The sequence below is a fragment of the Terrimonas alba genome, from assembly GCF_042434975.1.
Taxonomy (GTDB): domain Bacteria; phylum Bacteroidota; class Bacteroidia; order Chitinophagales; family Chitinophagaceae; genus Terrimonas_B; species Terrimonas_B alba.
Genome location: NZ_JBHMQM010000001.1, coordinates 964,585 through 982,483 on the forward strand (window position 1 = coordinate 964,585; position 17,899 = coordinate 982,483).

A 17,899-nucleotide genomic window follows, 5' to 3' on the forward strand; every position below is an offset into this window, starting at 1 on the left:
CGCCGGAGCGATTTCGCATAAGGAAATTTTCGACAGAGGTGGGTTTAAGGATGCAAGAATCCCAGATATGCGCACAAGTAAAAAGAGAAAGACTAAAACAATAAAAACTAATAGTGCAATGAACTTTAAGAACATTCTATTTGCTGCATTTGCAGGTTGTGTATTCTCAACTTCTGCAATTGCCCAGAAGAAAGATAAATGCATCATCAGCATCAAAGCTGATAAGCCCACGGCGGAAATACAACCGACGATGTGGGGTGTTTTTTTTGAAGACATCAATATGGGAGCTGATGGTGGCATCTATGCGGAACTGGTGAAGAACCGTTCCTTTGAATTTTACAAACCGCTGATGGGCTGGAAAGTGGAACAAACCAAATTTGAAGAAGGAACGGTGACGGTGCTAAACAGGAATGAAAAAAATACAGCCAATCCAAGATTTATCCGGGTAAAGGTCAACCATACTGGCAAAAATTTGGGATTGACCAATGAAGGTTTCAGGGGAATGGGAATTAAAAAAGGATTGCGCTATGATTTTTCAATAATGTATCGCCAGCCTGCTGCCGGTATACAAATGCATATTGAACTGATCAATGATAAAAACGAAATCATTGGCAGTGCTTCATTGAGCCCTTCGTCTGCCGGCAATGATTGGAAAAAAGAGGCCGTAAGTTTTAATGCTACCGCTACCGAACCAAAAGCCAAAATGAATATTTGGTTTGAAGGCAATGGTGTGATCGATCTCGATATGATCTCATTGTTTCCTGAAGATACCTGGAAAAAAAGACCAGGTGGCATGCGGGCCGATATGGTTCAAATGCTGGCTGATTTAAAACCCGGGTTTATTCGCTTTCCCGGCGGCTGCATCGTAGAAGGACATGAACTGGAAACCCGTTATCAATGGAAGAAAACAATTGGCCCCATTGAAGAACGTCAACTCATCGTCAACCGGTGGAACACAGAATTTGCCCACCGCTCCACACCTGATTATTTTCAGACATTCGGCCTTGGCTTCTTTGAATATTTTCAATTGGCTGAAGATATCGGCGCATCACCATTGCCTATACTGAATTGCGGCATGGCCTGTCAATTTAATACTGCTGAATTAGTCCCGGTAGATCAGCTCGATCCTTATGTACAGGATGCGTTGGACCTGATTGAATTTGCCAATGGAGATGTCAATACCAAATGGGGCAAGGTTCGGGCAGAAATGGGCCATCCTGCTCCCTTTAATCTAAAAATGATGGGTGTTGGCAATGAAAACTGGGGACCGCAATATGTGGAACGACTAAAAGTTTTTCAAAAAGCTATTAAGGAAAAATATCCCACTATCAAATTGATAGCAAGTTCCGGTACCGATCCCAATGGAGAAAGATTTGACTATCTAAATAGCGAACTCAGAAAAATGCAAGCAGACCTGATTGACGAACACTATTACCGTCGTCCCGAATGGTTTTTACAAAATGCTTCTCGGTATGATAATTATGACAGAAACGGAGCTAAAATATTTGCCGGCGAATATGCCGCACACAGTGACAGAACAACAGATGCAAAAAAGAAAAATAACCTGCAATCAGCAATTGCAGAGGCAGCTTTTCTTACCGGACTGGAGCGTAATGCTGATGTGGTAAATATGGCGTCTTATGCACCTTTATTCGCCAATGTGGACGGCTGGCAATGGTCGCCTGACCTGATATGGGTTGACAACCTTCATATTTATGGCACGCCCAATTACTATGTACAGAAATTGTATTCTACCAACAAAGGCACACATGTTGTTCCTGCATTATGGAATAATAAGCCGGTAACCGGCCAGGACAGTTTATACGCCTCAGCCGTGACTGATAAAAACAACAATGACCTTATCATTAAAGTCGTTAACAGTTCATCCGTCGAAAAGACAACCTGTTTTGCATTGGAAGGAGTAAAAAAGATTGTTGCAACTGCTACCGTTACAGTGCTGACAGGCGGCTCCCCTGATGACATCAATACTGTTGATAGTCCGCTCACTGTTGGTCCCGTTTCGCAAACAATCAATTTAAAAGGGAAAAAAATCGACCTTACTCTTAAACCAAATTCTTTAACCGTGCTACGGGTATCAATGAAATAATTGCAATTAAAGAATAAAATTCAACGAACAACGAATCCTGATGGCGATCCTGTTTATCGGATCGTCACCAGTGATGGATTGTATAATTTTTGGTGTAACTCCTTTAGTTTTTCTACCGGCATTTTGATTTGTTTCCGGTCGTATGTCATCAGGCCATTGGTTTCCACTTCTACATCTGTTGTTTGCGTGTACACTGCCGCCGACAATCCCATGGAAATAAGATGGGGTATTTGATCGATAAACTCTGAATACCTGTTGAGCAGTTCCGTATTATTTTTAAAACTTTGATAGCCCCAATTATTTTTTTCCTGCCATGTATGATCTTCAACCGGCAATCCCAGTCCACCAAACTCACCCAATACCAATACACGTTTTTGACCAAACAAATCCGGTTGTGGCATCAATGGCTCAGGATAGTTGTGTAAGTCAATGATATGACCTACATCTTCAAAGTTTCCGCCGCTTGCTGTATTCACCAGTCTTGATGGATCTTTTTGCATGGTCCATTCTACAATTTCTTTTGTCTTAAACTGGCCCCATGCTTCATTGAACGGCACCCAAACAATGATACTTGGAAAATTGTGTAAGTCCTGCATGATCTCTTTCCATTCTGTGCGGAACATAGATTCCGATTCCTGTGTTCTGTCCTTGTCAGTCGCACGACCATAAATACCGGGACGTGATTCCCAATGATTGCCCAGGTCACCACTCGGCATATCCTGCCAAACTAACATTCCCAATACATCACAGTAATAATACCAGCGGGCCGGCTCCACTTTCACATGTTTACGAATCATGTTGAAGCCCATGTCCTTTGTTTTCTCAATATCAAACTTCAACGCTTCGTCTGTGGGAGCGGTGTACAAACCATCGGGCCACCAGCCCTGGTCAAGCGGACCGTATTGAAACACAAACTGATCATTCAGCAACATCCGTTGAATGCCTTTACTATCCGGCTTCATGGATATTTTGCGCATAGCAAAATAACTTTTCACTTCATCGATCGTTTTTCCCTTGCGCTGAACAGTATATTTCAAATCGTATAAAAACGGATTTTCAGTGGACCATATTTTCGGGTTCGCAATAGTCAATGAAGTTTCATTATTACCACTAACACTCTGTTCTGCTACTTTTGTTTCACCATCCCAGGCAGTGGCTATAACCTGGTCACCCGGCTGGAGGTTTTCAATCCTGGCATTGACAAGAACCCGCTTATTATCCAGGTCGGGAGTTTGTTTTGTTTCAGCGATACAGGTTTTGGGCACTGCTTCTACCCAAACTGTTTGCCAGATGCCGGTTACCGGTGTGTACCAGATGCCATGAGGATTTTTGATTTGTTTTCCTCTTGGTTGAGGTCCGTCGTCTGAAGGGTCCCATACACGGATAGCAATATCCTGTTTCGTTCCTTTTTTCAGTGCGTTGGTAATGTCGACGGAAAATGGATCATACCCGCCCTCATGGCTCCCCACTTCTTTTCCATTTACAAATACAGTGCATTGCCAATCCACGGCGCCAAAGTGGAGCAATACAGTCTTGTTTTTTGCAGCGGGAACATTTACTGTTTTTTTGTACCAAAGTATGCTGTCCTTACCAACCGTTTTTCCAACACCGGACAAAGCCGATTCTACTGCGAATGGTACCAGTATCGATCCCTGGGTGTTAGCAGGAATGGATTGTTGATCTTTTGGCTGAATTGCATACTGCCAAAGCCCGTTCAGGTTTGTCCAGTCTTTTCTTACCATTTGTGGTCTTGGGTAATCAGGCAGTGCATTATCGGGGTTCAATTTCTCAGCCCACGGTGATGTGATCTTGCCTTTTACCATTTGCCAATCCTGAGCTTGCGACGCTGAGTGAAAAAGAATGAAGGAAAAAAACAAGTAACGAAGCTGTTTCATATGCCGGTAATTTTTATACGATAAAGGTTAAGTTTTTTTCTTGAAAAAAGCCGCTCCCAAATTACAACCGGAGCGGCCTGTCTGACTGCTTAAATAAGAGGGTGCTTATTTGTTTTCGGAACATTATTCATTTAAAATCGTCTATAGCTATTTCTTCAAAAGCAATTCCTTCATAGGGACGTTGAATTCCTGCTTCGTAAAATAAGCCCAGGTTGCCATTGGGCAAAACCGTTAAACATGAATAGGCAGAAGGTCCTTCATAGATCAGCTTTTTGAATGGCCAGGTTTTCCCGTCATCCTCGCTTACCCTCACGGTCATTCTTGTACGGGAAGTTGTACTCGCAGGATTTGAAAAAACAAGAAGGTGCTTTTTTCCCGGGAACTTGTACTGAATCAGGTTGGCTTCACAAACGGGTTCAATCAATACTGTATCAGGATGTATGGCTGACCATTTCTTCCCGGCATTCTTACTGATGGCAATTTGCCGATGTCTCGATTTGCCTGCATTGCGCATATTTAATAAAAGTCGCCCATTTGAAAGTTCGGCAACAGTAGATTCATTCACACCTTCCTGCCGGATCACACCGCCCAATTTCCATGCATTGCCGCCATTGTCGGAATAAATCACATGCGAATAATTCTCTTTTGTTTTTGTTACGATATGATTCGAGGGAATAACCAGGCGACCTTTATGCTTTCCTTTACTCAATTGTATTCCCCGCCCGGGGCCCGTTGCATACCAGGTCCAGTTGTTCTTCTTCACATTGTTTGTTATCTCTGTCGCTTGCGACCATGTTTTACCATCATCCGTTGATCTCAGCACAAACACCCGCCTTGTATCCTTGCTTGAACTATTAATGATTTCTTTCTCATGATCAGCACCCAAATTCCAGGTGCCTAGTAATATAATGTTACCTGTTCTTTCATCCACAACCGGAGCGGGATTGCCACAAGTATTGGTTGAATCATTCCAAATCACCTGCAACGGGCCCCAGGTTTTGCCGCCATCTTCCGAACGTTTTACCACCATGTCAATATCTCCCGCATCACCACAATTGATTTTCCTTGCTTCAGCAAAAGCCAGTACTGTGCCTTTGCTGGTAGTAACCAGGGATGGAATCCGGAAACAGTTGTATCCCTCCTCCCCTCCTTTGTAAATATGATTGAGTTGCTGCGCCAATAAATTATTCCCGGTTGTTAGCGTACAGATCAACATGGCAAATATCAAAGACAAATTGTTTCGGGAGACTATCATTATTGCTTCAGTTTTCTAACTATTTAAATTATTTGTTGACGGTATCAAAATCATTTACCCTTGGCCGGAGAAATGATAATTGAATGATCAATGCAGCCAAAACAATAGCAGCAAGCATCGCAAAACTCTTTCCCAGGTTACCCGCATCCGTTGATTTGCCCAGCCAATCCGTAACAAATGCACCGGCGAATACACCTACCATATTCATCAGGCCATAGGCTGTGGCTCTGTATTTGGAAGAAACAAATTGGCAAAGGATCGGCATATTGTTGGCATCGAACATACCAAAGCCAAAACCAAAACAAAACGCTGAACCGATGACGTGAAACAACGAATGACCATAGCCAATCAATAATAAAGCAGGTATAGTCAGGCCAAGACCGATAGCACTGGTATAAATTCTACCTTTTATATTTTTCTGAACCCATCTGTCGGATAAGACTCCACCGAATAGTACTCCTAAGAATGAAGAAGCAGCAATCGTGATGGTTGATAAAGGTCCCGCTTTGCTCATATCAATATCCAGATTATCAGCAAACAGCGTCGGCAACCAGTTTTTAATTCCCCACCCGGGCAAACTTGGCACGGCAAAATAAAATACGATGATCCAAAACGCGATATTACTAAACAGCAAACCCAGCCCTTTGAAAAACCCGGGTTTTTCAATAGTTATTTTATCAGTTACTTCGACAGAAGATTTTTTTTCCCGCAGAAAAAGAATTAAGACTACTGAATAAATAATACCGATGATACCAAATGAATGAAAGGCTGACTGCCACGAAAAGCTGGCAGCAATGGTAGCGCCAAAGCCGCCCAATGCCTGTCCCATGTATAAGCCCGTCATGTGAATACCAATAGCCAGTGATCGGGTTTTGGAAGAATGAAAATCGGCGATCAATGATAAGCCTGCCGGTATATATAACGCTTCACTTACTCCCATCAATGCACGAAGCCAGTACAACTGCTCAAAATTCTGCGCATAGCCCATAGCCAGTGTAACAGCACTCCAAACAAACAAACTTCCAACGATCAGCCATTTGCGGTTTACCCTGTCACCAATCATTCCAGCCAATGGACTCATGAATCCGTATATCCATAAAAAAATAGCCATCAACCTTCCAAAGTTGGTGGCTGTTTGTAGTTCAGCAATATCGATCATCATGGAAGGTCTCATGGTGCTGAGCATTTGCCTGTCCATATAATTAAGCAATGCCACCACCCACAACAAGCTAACTAAAATCCAGGGATAATATTTTGACTGTTTCATTGATTGTTCTCCATAAAATGTTGCAATATTTTTTTTGTTCCCAGCTATTGAATTTCTATTAAACGCCCGTTGCGTCGCACTATTCATCGCTTTGTCCGCTACCAGGCAACCCACCCAGTCGTTTAAATTTTATATAGTCTTTAATTCGCCCCTCCAAGGAGGAGATGGTTACCTTATAGCCTGTTTCTTTTATCTTCAACTTTTAGAAACTCATTTATGCTAAGTATCTCCGAAAAGCGAGCCTGCCTGTCCGGTAGGCAGGGGCTGTGCTCAGCATCCCCTCCTTGGAGGGGCCGGGGTGGGTTACTCCCGCTTTCCTGATCCTGGATTATATATCTCCTATCTCTTTCTCTTCGCAAAATCTATCTTTCAATTTCATTTATAGCATATCGAATAATTTTTCCTATCAATATTTGAGGCGTTCTCACCCCCGCTTTTATTTCACCACTTGGAATAATAATATCAGCTCCCCATTTTATAGCTGTTGTAGTAACAGGATTACCCGCAGGTAAAGAATTTAATTTTTCCCATTCGTCGCTGATCGTATTGTACAATAACACATCACCTGCAAAACCGGGATGTGCTTCTAACAACGCAATTCTTTCTTTCGTAAGTTGTTTTATCTTCTGTTCATTGGTTTCTGATTTTATCGCTGCATTTAGTTTCTCTTCTTTACCGAAGGTTTCGCCTTTATCACCACCCAATATCAATATTTGATCCGAATCATCAGCAATGCCCGTTCCGGCAGAAACAGCAAATGGCATAGATTTTTTTTGTGACCAATGATTGTTTTTCATATCAAACTGGTACACCGTACTAAAAATATCACTGATGCCATTACCGTTTTTTCTCCGACCGCCTACCAGGTAGATGCAATCATGATCGCCATTGGATTGAACTACCATTACTGCAAAAGAAATTTTTACGGGGATATCAGGCAACGACTCCCATTTTGCACCGGGCATTGCAAGATTGAGACAAAAAAATTTATCGGAAGGCCCGTTTTTGGAATTACCGCCTGCTACATAAATTGTATGATTATAAAAGGTAGCAGAAAGATTGGTAAGCGAAAAAGGCAAAGCAGGAAGATCAGAAAATACAAGTTCATTGGCTATTGGATTGTATTCGACCAAAATAACTTTATCGGACAAGCCCTGTTCATTTTCCCCACCTATATAGACAAGGCCTTTTGGCGTCGTCACGTTGGCACAATAAGCAACGGGATTTAGTAACTTTTGTTTACTTACAGATGCATTTACAATTTTGCCCTCCTTTTTTTCAAAAAGATATATTTCATCGTGGTACTGTTTTTTATTTCCATACCATGGAAGTCCATCGGGAAAGTTGGCGCCACCACCTACGAGTAAATAATCATTAATAATTCCAGCTACCGGTCCCGCCAAACCGGGTTGTTTTTCTCCATTGACTGATGGCAGAACGGCTGCTACCGACCAGTCAATTTGCTTTATCTTCTCTTCTCCCCCAACCGCTTTGCTGTTTACACAGTTTAATCCTGTCATTACGATCATTATTATGAAAACAATTCTTTTCACTTGTACAAAAAACTTTTTTCTACTAATTACTCCTCTCTTCAACGCTTAACTGCTTCTAATGTAACAGAAGAAACTTTTTCAAAGAAAGCCAGATCATCCAACTCTTTATAAAACTTCTCAAAGTTTTCCGTACTGAGAGTCGTAAGCGGAAGACGGCAAGGGCCGAGATCCCAACCCAGCATTTTCATGATAGCTTTTTGACCAGGAATAGGTGGATATTTCAATAATACCCGGATCACTTCTACCATGTAAGCATGCTGTTCCCTGGCCGTTAAGAGGTCGCCCCGTTTAAAAGCATCAACAATTTTTAAATAGAGCGGCGCTGCAAATGTGTATGTGCTGCCAATAGCTCCTTTGGCGCCTACGGAAAGCGCAGGCACCAACAATTCATCCAATCCATACAAAATGTCAAACCTTCCATTGTCAAAAGTCACGCAAGCCTGGTATTCCTGTATAGTAGACGAAGTATATTTTATTCCCGCCAGATTGGGAATGCGGTCTCCGGCTAATTGAAGAAATTCGATCATATCCATGCCCACTCCCGTGAGATGAGGTATATGATAATAATAAAAAGGAAGAGTCGGCGCGGCGCTGGCAATATCCGTCATGCAGTCCACCAGGTTCTGAACGGATACGGGTTTGAAATAAAACGCAGCGACAGAGGAAAAAGCATCTGCTCCAATCGCCGCTGCATGCGCAGACAAAATTTTTGATTCTGCGATACTGCTGTGTCCCACATGTACAATTATCAATAAACGACCCCTGGCAGCCTTTACAAATTCTTCCGCTACTTTCATTCTTTCTTCCGTGGTCATATTGGGTCCTTCGCCATTACTGCCGCAAACGAATATCCCCTTCAATCCATCGTTAACAAGTTTGTCAACGAGAGAAGGGATCAAATCCAAATTTAATGAACCATCTTCCTGAAAAGGTGTAAATGCCGCTGCTATTAGTCCTTCAATTTTTTGCATTTTTTTTATTTTACTTATTTTATTCTACTATTATTAATAACCCTGCGTTTGTACAAGTAAATTATTATTGGCCAGTACAGTTGTATTCAATGGCCAGAACAATGGAGTTGTTTTACCGATTAATTGCGGAACATAGTTATACACATCAATTGTTCCTCCTTTATGAAAACGAACGAGATCATACCAGCGTTTATTTTCAAAGAACAATTCTCTTCCCCTTTCGTCAAGAATTTCTTTTTCCACCGAAACTTTATCAGCTGCGCCTGCATAGTCACCAATACCGGCACGGTTTCTAACTTTATTTAAATTTTCAATGGCCATTGTAATATTATCCAAAGCGGCATAGGCCTCCGCTTTCATTAACAACAAATCGGCCAAACGATAAATAATAATATCATTATCAGAAATTCTGTCGTCGGAATATTTGGTACCGGGGTATTTGGTAATCCATGAAATCTTTGACCCTGAATTCTGCCTTTCTGTTACCCAGGTAAAAGGGATGCGTTTATCGCTGCTGTTGGTAAACAATCCTTTTGACAAAGCACTGATCTGGTAAGCTCCCTGGCCATTGCCGGATGTTTGTGCATAGGGTAAGCTATCCAGATTTAATGCTCCCTGCACGATAGATAAGAAAGGTAACGCATTCAAACCATAGTTGGCCCCGGTTTCATCTCTTTGGTAATACGCAGCGAGAATAATTTCTTTGTTAGTAGCTGCTCTTGTAGTAGTCACTGTTTTGAAATCAGTATTCAATGTAACGCCAGACAATTCAACTTCATCAATAGCAGCAATAGCCACCGTAAGATCAGCATCGCCACCTTCCAATACTTTTGCACTCCAAAGCTTGGCATCGGCCTTTAACGCTTGTGCTGCGCCATAGGAAAAACGGTACCGGGAAGGATAACTGGTGGCAACAAAATTGCTCATGGATTTGAAGCCGTTAATTGCTTCATCCAGGTCGGCCTGTATTTGTTTCATTACATCTGCAGCAGAAGAACGGGGTAGTAATGGAACATTTTCGTCCATAATAGCCTGCAACATCAGTGGTGCATCGCCAATGATGCGGGTGAGATGAAAATAAAAATAGGCACGGAGGCAATGCGTTTCAGCAATGATTCTTTTTTTATTGTCTTCCGAAGAAAAAGGAAAATCAGCGATCCGGGCCAGCAATAAATTACAATGACCAATTGCCTTGTACCAGTCGTTATAATTAATAGCCCCTGATGAAGGTGTGATGATCTGCGACCAGGCCACTCCAAATCTTGAGTTGGAGCCGGCTATCAACTCTTCACTACGTTCTGTGCCATAAGTAATATTATTGGCAAAGCTGCGCATGAAAGTATAAATACCGGTAACATAAGGTTCAAAATCACCTTCATTTTTAAAATAGTTTTCTTCGGTAATGCTCGATTCAGTTTTTACCTCCAGTATCTTTTTACAACCGGGTAAAATTGAAATAAAAAAAAGGGATGCGATTAATGATACTATTATCTTTTGCATAGTATAAATCTTTTAGTGTTCACAGATCATTTAAAATTTCAACGTAGCGCCCAATGAGAATTGTCTTGGCCGGGGATAACCACCGGGATCAAAACCGCTGTAGATCTCGGGGTTCAATCCTTTGTATTTTGTGAGATAACCCAGGTTATATACGCTGGCAAAAACATTCAGGCCGGTAGAATGAATTTTGCGAAGCAGGTTTTGAGGAAGATCATATGAAATGGATACTTCACGGAAAGCAAGAAAATCTCCTTTTTCGATCATAGCTGATACATCAGAAGAATAGCCGCCACCATTACCCAATGTAGCGCCACGCAAATAATTCCGTTGGCCAAAATCAAAATCGGCAAATGAGAAGCGGGCATATTTTTTATTCATATCGCCTTCTTTCTGCCAGATGTCTGATCCCAACGCTTCGGTAGGTGCACCTTCATTGAAAGCTCTTCCCTGTCCCAATGATCTGGCCAATGCACCATTGCTAATGATATGACCCATTGCATAGTCCATCGTGAATCTTACTGAAATACCTTTATAAGTAAATGTGTTTTGCATGCCTCCGATCTTATCAGGATTCCTGTAGCCCATAAACACCTGGTCCTTGGTATCGATGACGCCATCATTGTTTACATCATCAAAAATGAAATCACCTGCATGTTTTTTGGCGATAATTCCTTGTGGCGAAGCAAGATTATCTTTCTTAGTGGCATTCCATGCTGCGGCTTCAGATTCGGTGGCAAATACACCGATTACATTATAGGCCCAGAGTCCATAAGGACGTTCACCTTCGGCAAATCCACCAGCTTCCACTAATTCTTTTTTAGAAAGATCATATACCAGGTCACCACCCTGCCTATTTTTTTCACGGCCGTTTTCAGGAAGTTCGGTGATCACTGTTCTGTTGAAGGCAAAAGAGAAATTGGTTCTCCAGGTAAACGATTTTGTATTGACGACGGTAGCTCCCAGTTCAACTTCCACGCCACGATTACGCAATACACCATTATTAAATGTAATGGAAGAAAAAGGCGATTCAGAGGGTAATGGTTTTGAAGCAAGCCTGTCTTTTGTCAACTTATTATAAAAGTCAACTGTCAAATTGACCCTGTCTTTAAAAAATGATGCATCAAACGCAACATCCATTGTTTCGGTTGATTCCCATCTCAGGTTGGGATTTGAAAGATTGGCACGAAGGATGCCCGAACCCAACGCATATTGTGTGGAAGAATAACCGCCATAAGTATCCGTAATGCTCAGATCACTGGAACCCGCCGTACCCCAGCTGGCCCTTAATTTCAATGCATTTACAAAACTTACATTCCAGAAATTTTCCCGGTGGATATTCCAGCCGACAGACGCTGAAGGGAACATCGCATATTTGTTCTCAGGGGCAAAATTGGAAAAGCCATCATAACGCAAAGCGCCGCTAACTAAATACTTCGCCTTATAATCGTAGTTAAGCTGTCCAAAATAGCTGGCCGATCTTGACTCGCCTAATGAAGTGCTGAAATTGGTAACATTGGTCGTTACCACTCCATTGATAACTGTGGTAGAAGGTTCATTGATGGTATAGATATAATCGTTGGTAGCTCTTTGCGATCCAATACTGATAATATTATTCGTGTTCCTGGTAAAATTGAACCCTGCCAGGGTAGTGAAATGATGATCGGCAGCTACATTGAAATCATATTGCAATACCTGGTCAATCATTAACTGGCGTGAGTTATTGGTATATTCTGTTTTTTGACGTTTGGTAGAAGGTTGCACCTCATTAGCAGGTGTACCCTTTCTCATGAACAGTTCCGTGTAATCGTTTATGACATACGAAAAGGAAGGCTTGAAGTGTAATCCTTTTATAATTGCAAGATCCCCCGCTACTCTTGACACCAATCGTTCTGTGTTTGTTCGTGTATCATCATACTTCAATGTATGAAAGCGGTTACGGACAGTATATAATTCACCGGGTGTTGGATTTCCATCATCTTTAAAAGTGCGGATCAGCGGCGTGATGCGTACGCCTCTGACCAACTCATTCTGGTAAGCATCTACATAGTTTGGTTTTACATTCTGGTAATTGAGCATTACATCGATCTTGAAATTATCAGTGGCTTTGAAGCTGAAATTGCCCAGCGCATCATATCGTTTATAACGAGTGCCAACAAAGACACCTTTTTGATCCGTGTAACCAACTGCTACATTATAATTGGCTCTTTCACTTCCGCCGCTAATGGCCACATTTTCATTTTGACTGATGCCGGTGTTCCAGAGCATGTCCTGGTAATGATTATCGGCAAACAATAATTTGGTACCGGGATTGATTGGATCATCCATCGTTTGCCAGCCTCTTGCAATCAGGTTGTCGACATAAGCCTGTCCTTCTATAGCAACAATATTATCATACAAAGCTGTGAGGTTTATATTATTTCCATATTGCCCCTTGGTAGTATACACTCTTGTTCCGGCAGAGAAGCCACCATTGTTTAATAAATTATTTTTATCAATTCGGTCAAATGTGTTTTGAACTGTCGTTCTCGCCAGCCGCAGGTATTGTTCGGCATTCAAATAATCATAATCTCTCGCTTGTGTTTCCCAGGTAGTACGATGGTTCAGCGTAATGTTCATTTTGCTGTTGAACTTTCCACCTTTTGTTTTAATGACAATAACACCATTGGCGCCACGGGCACCATAAATAGCAGTAGACGCCGCATCTTTCATCACCTGCAGCGATTCAATATTATCAGGATTGATATCATTCATCGACCGAAACACACCGTCAATAATTACCAACGGGCTGCTTCCATCAGCAGATCCCACTGCACTCCCATTGTTATTACCCAGGCCCGAACCATATACATTCAGCTTGGTACCGCCACGAATAATGATGTTGGTAGCGCCGCCGCCAGGTTGACCAGCCGTAATAGGAATGGAAACACCTGCAATCTTTCCCTGCAATGCCTGCACCGGGTTGGGGTTGGAGGTATTCTTCAACTCGTCAGGATTGAGTTTTGAAACAGCAGCCGTAATTTTTGTTTTTGACTGCTGCGTATAACCAATCACTACAATATCACTTAATGTTTCGCTGACCCGTTGTAATGAAATGCTGAGGTTAGTTTGTGAACCGGCTTTTACTTCCTGTGGAATAAAGCCTACACTGGAAAATACAAGTGTAGCTTTTGCAGAAGGCACTGCGATGGCGAAACTGCCATCGGCTGAAGTAGTAGTGCCGGTTGAAGTTCCTTTTACGTTTACACTCACTTTTTCAATGCCTGCACCGGTGCTGTCGGTTACTTTTCCATTGACCGTATAGGTTTGTGCTATTGCAAAAAGTGGTAAAAGAAATACAGTTGCAGAAACGAGTGGTATCCGCAGTTTCCGCCAGAAGATCATTTTTTTCATAAGCAAATAATCGTTTTAAAACAGTAAACAAAAAAGTTGATTAGGGTTCTGTTGCTCCATTCAATATCCAGGGAAGATTGAATTTGTGAAACTCAATCGATTTATGACTGGAATCGCTGTTATGTACATCTTCGTTTATCTCGATCAAAGCAGCCACGGCATAATCAGCTGTCTTGATCATGCTGGAGTATCCGCCTTTAGCAATAGTAATGGCTGCATAATCACAAGTATTCCAATCAAAGATTGGCCGGCTGATGGGCCATGTATTACCATCGTCATAACTGATCCGCACCGTCATATTGCAGCGCTTCGATTCATGATTGGGATTGAGAAAAATGATCCGTGCCGGGTCATCGGTATTGTAGCGAATGATGGAGGCTTCACATTTTGGATCTAATAAAGTATTATCCGATGTCCATGCTGTAAAACCATTTTCGATGGAACCGGTAGATTTTCTTCTTCGTTTCGAAAGATTCCACTCGCCAGTTTGTGGCCGGTCATTGCGTAGTAAGCTACCGTCCATTCTTTCCACGATAGTGCCCTCATCAGTGCCCGAAGGAATAAGCTGGTAATGCCAGGTGGTTCCGTTATCGTCGCTGTAAATATTTCTGCCTTTGGCAGGAATGATGAGCCTGCCGGGATGATCATATTTTGTTTGAATGCCAATGCCCGGGCCCATGGCATCCCAGGTATAATTGGGAGGAAGCAGTGTGTTGGTAAGATCCTGTGGAGTCGACCATGTTACCCCATGATCATCACTATAAGAGGCATACACTTTTCTTTCACCCCAGGTATCAATCGTACTCATGGAAGTGTGGTCGCCACTATTCCATGACATAAAAAGCCAAACTCTTCCATTGGTTCCTTTGTTCCAGTCATACACAGCAGTGGGATTACCCCAGGTGCCATTGCCTGAGCCAACTACTTCACCCAATGCGGACCAGGTCGAGCCGTTGTTGGTGGAGCGTTTATAGACAAGATTGATATCACCCCAATCACCGGGGTTCCATCGTCTGCCTTCGGCAAATGCGATCAATGTTCCATTGTTGGTTTTGATAATAGAGGGGATACGAAAAGAATGATAAATACTTTCATTACCGCCATTGAAAATAACAGCACTGGTATGGTAAGGAGCAGCGGCTCTTGTTTCAATGGCTTCTTCTTTCTCAGTGGAGGCAAGAGGCTGGGTTTTCTTGGCGCAACTGCCGACGCAAAGAAGCAAGACACTTACTGTAAAAAGTTTCAGGAAGACACCGAGAAATTGGCGACCCGGTTTGGCAAGCAGGCAAGTCATTTCGTTAAGTTTGTTGTTTTGTCCTTTTGTAGGACATATCAAATGTAGGAATAAATGCTTTTTGCTGCCAAATTTTTTTTAACCCTTTTTATTTTATTGTTTTAGGAGAAGAGATTAATTGCCTCTACTAAAACGTCATTAAAAAATATTCTGAGGCAGAATCCGAGGGCTTGTTTGGCAAGGAGAATGGACACAAAAAATTTCGTATCCCTTTGTGTAAGGTTCATTCCTTGGAGGTGGGTATTCCATGTATCATCCAGCCCGAACGAACAATGTAAATACATAGATGATATTTTGCAATCAGTTGGAGCTTTATTTTGTTGGTGGAACTAAAGTTCATCTGGTTAATACGCATGATAATTTATTCGTCATCTTGTAATATTGCCAATGTGCTGCTGGCTGCAGTATTATTTAGGACGATTGTTCAGCAAAATGTTTTGAAGTTCCGATAAATACATTCCGCTTTGATATGACATTTTAAAGCTCACCGGTTTATCTTCAGTATAAAAATAATAAGCCGGGCATTGGGGATCCAGGCTAAAATCTATTACAAATCCGTCTTCAGAACTATTTAGAAAAGTGATTGTTCCCGATAAATGATAGCATGTGTCTCTTTCACCAGTCTGTACAATAAAGTTTTTGATCTTTTCAACTTCAGACATTTTGGAAATTGTCGTATCGATAATAATTTGACTAGTATCTAGCCTATTTCCATATGCAATATTTACCTTGGTGCTGTTACTTATAAAAGCAGAAAACATCTCAATCATTCGATCTTTCCTTTTACAAGAAAAGTGGATCACTAAAAAAAGTACAGCTGCTGTTAAGAAATTTATTTTCCCGGTCAAATTCATTTATTCCAAAAAAGTACTTTACTAAATAGAATCTTTTTAAAACTGAGGCAACTCAAATTGCCGCTAACGATTTGCTAAAGTTATTTTTTAAGTTTATCGAAATGATGTTGTAAGTGCTGCAACATTCCCTGCCGAAACTCTTCCTTGGTCCCGGTTTTTAAAATATTCACCAGGTCCATATGGGTGACCTTGCCGACGATGGGAACTTTCTCCAATGAAACAAGATAACCGAAAACAGGAAGTAACATATTTTGAAACCGCATGAGTGTTTCATTACCGGTCATCTGGTATATTTTGCTATGGAAGGCAATTTCGTTTTTAACCCGGAAGGCCTGTTTGCCAGTGTCCACTTTTTGATTTTTAGCGATCTGCTCCAGTTCTTCCACGTCTTTTTTGGTCTTGCGCAGGTACAGGAGATCTGCCAATCCCAACTCGAGTGTAAGTCTTATTTCAAAAATATCCTGCAGCGTATTGTCATCAATGATCAGTGGATCGAGTACCCGTTCAAAAGAACCTAAAATATCCGGCCGGGATAAAATCATTCCCCTTTTCTTCTTTGTCTCTACCATGCCTAACATCCGCAAACGGCTCAATGCCTCCCGAACTACATTGCGGCTTACACCCAATGATTCCGCCAACTGCATTTCATTAGGAAGTGGATCGCCGGGCTTAAACGATTTTTTCTTCAGGTATTCACGCAATCTCACCTCCACGATGTCTGCCATAGTTTTTTGTGTGATCCGGCCAATTCCTAATTCATCGGGGTGGGTGTTGCGCATACATTAAAAGGATTACGTTCTGTTTAAATGTAGTACAAATATCAGCGTTATTTTTAGATTCTACTGCTGTAATATCTTCAACTGCCCGCGGATCAACGCTTCATCTGCGTCCTTGTATTGCGTCTGATCATTCAAGCCAAGAACAGGAAGAGCCTGCCTATATAATTTTTGCAACTCACCGCTTCCAACAATGGTAACAGGAACAGGTTTCATTGCAATGTCTTTTAACTCATACCCTATTAACAAGCCGCTGAGATAATAATAATTTTCTTCTTTCGATAGCTTATCAAACAGGTTGTTCACTCTCACCTGGAAAATACTGTTTAACAGGTTTGCTGCTTTTCCTTTGTTTACACCTGCCGCAAAAGATTCAGCATACTTTTCCACAAAACTATGTTGCTGAACAGAACCTGAAAGAACGCTGTGCCGTGCCAGTAAACTGAACAGTTCACCTGTCAGGTAAGTGCTTACCGAATGTGCTTGTCCGTTGTTTATCCTGACATGTTTGGAATGTGTACCCGGGAAAATAAACAGGTCTTCCCTATTTGCTTTTTTAATATCACAACCTACCAGGATTGTTTCCTCGCCCCGCATTACATCCAACCCTGAGCTTACACCCGAAATCATTACCAAATTCGAAGAAAAAGCCGGCACAACCCAAGGAATTATTTTCACCAAAAGATCCGATCCATCCGAATGAACCGGCAATTGTTTATAGGGAAGTTCCTGCATGCCAATACTGGAAGAGGCCATACCCGATAGCACAACAGGAATATTGCCTACATCCTTATTAAGCTGCTTTGATATTGTTTGTATTTGATCAAAAAGATAAGACTGGTAAAATGCCAATCTTTCTGCATCGTTACCTCCGGCTTCTTTCCATAACTTATAGGTTGCCGCGATTCCCTGGCCTGTTTTTCGTTCTGCCAATGTCCTGATATTCCCTGGTGACGACTCGATCAATCTTAACCTGAATGCCGAGGTACCCCAATCGCAGCTAAAAAAAATCATATACTAGATTGTCGCTTGTTAAT

General features: G+C 41.9%; 12 protein-coding genes. 1 reads left to right on the forward strand and 11 read right to left on the reverse strand.

Features of this window, described 5'->3' with window-relative positions:
- The first annotated feature begins 118 nt into the window (after positions 1-118).
- Positions 119-2,107: an alpha-L-arabinofuranosidase family protein gene (locus ACFEL9_RS03910; RefSeq protein WP_385886308.1), complete on the forward strand. Its 1,989-nt coding sequence runs from the start codon at positions 119-121 to the stop codon at positions 2,105-2,107.
- 53 nt (positions 2,108-2,160) lie between these two features.
- On the opposite strand, the gene ACFEL9_RS03915 is transcribed toward ACFEL9_RS03910, so the two are convergent.
- From ACFEL9_RS03915 to ACFEL9_RS03965, 11 genes are all read right to left on the reverse strand, one after another.
- Positions 2,161-4,002 (reverse strand): glycoside hydrolase family 2 protein, encoded by a 1,842-nt coding sequence (locus tag ACFEL9_RS03915; protein WP_385886310.1) that lies wholly within the window; start codon positions 4,000-4,002, stop codon positions 2,161-2,163.
- Positions 4,003-4,129: 127 nt separating this feature from the next.
- Positions 4,130-5,257 (reverse strand): sialidase family protein, encoded by a 1,128-nt coding sequence (locus ACFEL9_RS03920; protein ID WP_385886311.1) that lies wholly within the window; start codon positions 5,255-5,257, stop codon positions 4,130-4,132.
- Between the two features lie 28 nt (positions 5,258-5,285).
- A complete protein-coding gene (locus ACFEL9_RS03925) occupies positions 5,286-6,524 on the reverse strand; it encodes an MFS transporter (protein ID WP_385886312.1) in 1,239 nt (412 codons plus the stop codon).
- Positions 6,525-6,886: 362 nt separating this feature from the next.
- Positions 6,887-8,044: a tRNA wybutosine-synthesizing protein 4 beta-propeller domain-containing protein gene (locus tag ACFEL9_RS03930; RefSeq protein WP_385886314.1), complete on the reverse strand. Its 1,158-nt coding sequence runs from the start codon at positions 8,042-8,044 to the stop codon at positions 6,887-6,889.
- Positions 8,045-8,115: 71 nt separating this feature from the next.
- The gene (locus ACFEL9_RS03935) at positions 8,116-9,048 is read right to left on the reverse strand and encodes a dihydrodipicolinate synthase family protein (RefSeq protein ID WP_385886316.1); all 933 of its coding nucleotides are present in this window, start codon (positions 9,046-9,048) and stop codon (positions 8,116-8,118) included.
- A gap of 33 nt (positions 9,049-9,081) precedes the next feature.
- Positions 9,082-10,548 carry a RagB/SusD family nutrient uptake outer membrane protein gene (locus tag ACFEL9_RS03940; RefSeq protein ID WP_385886318.1) on the reverse strand — a complete coding sequence of 489 codons (1,467 nt, stop codon included), beginning with the start codon at positions 10,546-10,548 and terminating at the stop codon, positions 9,082-9,084.
- A gap of 30 nt (positions 10,549-10,578) precedes the next feature.
- Positions 10,579-13,938: a SusC/RagA family TonB-linked outer membrane protein gene (locus ACFEL9_RS03945; RefSeq protein ID WP_385886320.1), complete on the reverse strand. Its 3,360-nt coding sequence runs from the start codon at positions 13,936-13,938 to the stop codon at positions 10,579-10,581.
- Positions 13,939-13,978: 40 nt separating this feature from the next.
- The gene (locus tag ACFEL9_RS03950) at positions 13,979-15,232 is read right to left on the reverse strand and encodes a sialidase family protein (protein WP_385886321.1); all 1,254 of its coding nucleotides are present in this window, start codon (positions 15,230-15,232) and stop codon (positions 13,979-13,981) included.
- A gap of 407 nt (positions 15,233-15,639) precedes the next feature.
- Positions 15,640-16,002: a hypothetical protein gene (locus ACFEL9_RS03955; protein ID WP_385886323.1), complete on the reverse strand. Its 363-nt coding sequence runs from the start codon at positions 16,000-16,002 to the stop codon at positions 15,640-15,642.
- A gap of 164 nt (positions 16,003-16,166) precedes the next feature.
- Positions 16,167-16,865: a FadR/GntR family transcriptional regulator gene (locus ACFEL9_RS03960; RefSeq protein ID WP_385886324.1), complete on the reverse strand. Its 699-nt coding sequence runs from the start codon at positions 16,863-16,865 to the stop codon at positions 16,167-16,169.
- A gap of 60 nt (positions 16,866-16,925) precedes the next feature.
- The gene (locus ACFEL9_RS03965; protein ID WP_385886326.1) at positions 16,926-17,876 is read right to left on the reverse strand and encodes a 2-dehydro-3-deoxygalactonokinase; all 951 of its coding nucleotides are present in this window, start codon (positions 17,874-17,876) and stop codon (positions 16,926-16,928) included.
- Positions 17,877-17,899: the final 23 nt, after the last annotated feature.

Excerpts from the sequence above, each read along its gene's own strand:
- ACFEL9_RS03955 (WP_385886323.1), bottom strand. The coding sequence starts at position 16,002 with ATGATTGAGATGTTTTCTGCTTTTATAAGTAACAGCACCAAGGTAAAT.
- ACFEL9_RS03960 (WP_385886324.1), bottom strand. The coding sequence starts at position 16,865 with ATGCGCAACACCCACCCCGATGAATTAGGAATTGGCCGGATCACACAA.
- ACFEL9_RS03945 (WP_385886320.1), bottom strand. The coding sequence starts at position 13,938 with ATGAAAAAAATGATCTTCTGGCGGAAACTGCGGATACCACTCGTTTCT.
- ACFEL9_RS03940 (WP_385886318.1), bottom strand. The coding sequence starts at position 10,548 with ATGCAAAAGATAATAGTATCATTAATCGCATCCCTTTTTTTTATTTCA.
- ACFEL9_RS03930 (WP_385886314.1), bottom strand. The coding sequence starts at position 8,044 with ATGACAGGATTAAACTGTGTAAACAGCAAAGCGGTTGGGGGAGAAGAG.
- ACFEL9_RS03920 (WP_385886311.1), bottom strand. The coding sequence starts at position 5,257 with ATGATAGTCTCCCGAAACAATTTGTCTTTGATATTTGCCATGTTGATC.
- ACFEL9_RS03910 (WP_385886308.1), top strand. The coding sequence starts at position 119 with ATGAACTTTAAGAACATTCTATTTGCTGCATTTGCAGGTTGTGTATTC.
- ACFEL9_RS03935 (WP_385886316.1), bottom strand. The coding sequence starts at position 9,048 with ATGCAAAAAATTGAAGGACTAATAGCAGCGGCATTTACACCTTTTCAG.
- ACFEL9_RS03965 (WP_385886326.1), bottom strand. The coding sequence starts at position 17,876 with ATGATTTTTTTTAGCTGCGATTGGGGTACCTCGGCATTCAGGTTAAGA.
- ACFEL9_RS03915 (WP_385886310.1), bottom strand. The coding sequence starts at position 4,002 with ATGAAACAGCTTCGTTACTTGTTTTTTTCCTTCATTCTTTTTCACTCA.
- ACFEL9_RS03950 (WP_385886321.1), bottom strand. The coding sequence starts at position 15,232 with ATGACTTGCCTGCTTGCCAAACCGGGTCGCCAATTTCTCGGTGTCTTC.
- ACFEL9_RS03925 (WP_385886312.1), bottom strand. The coding sequence starts at position 6,524 with ATGAAACAGTCAAAATATTATCCCTGGATTTTAGTTAGCTTGTTGTGG.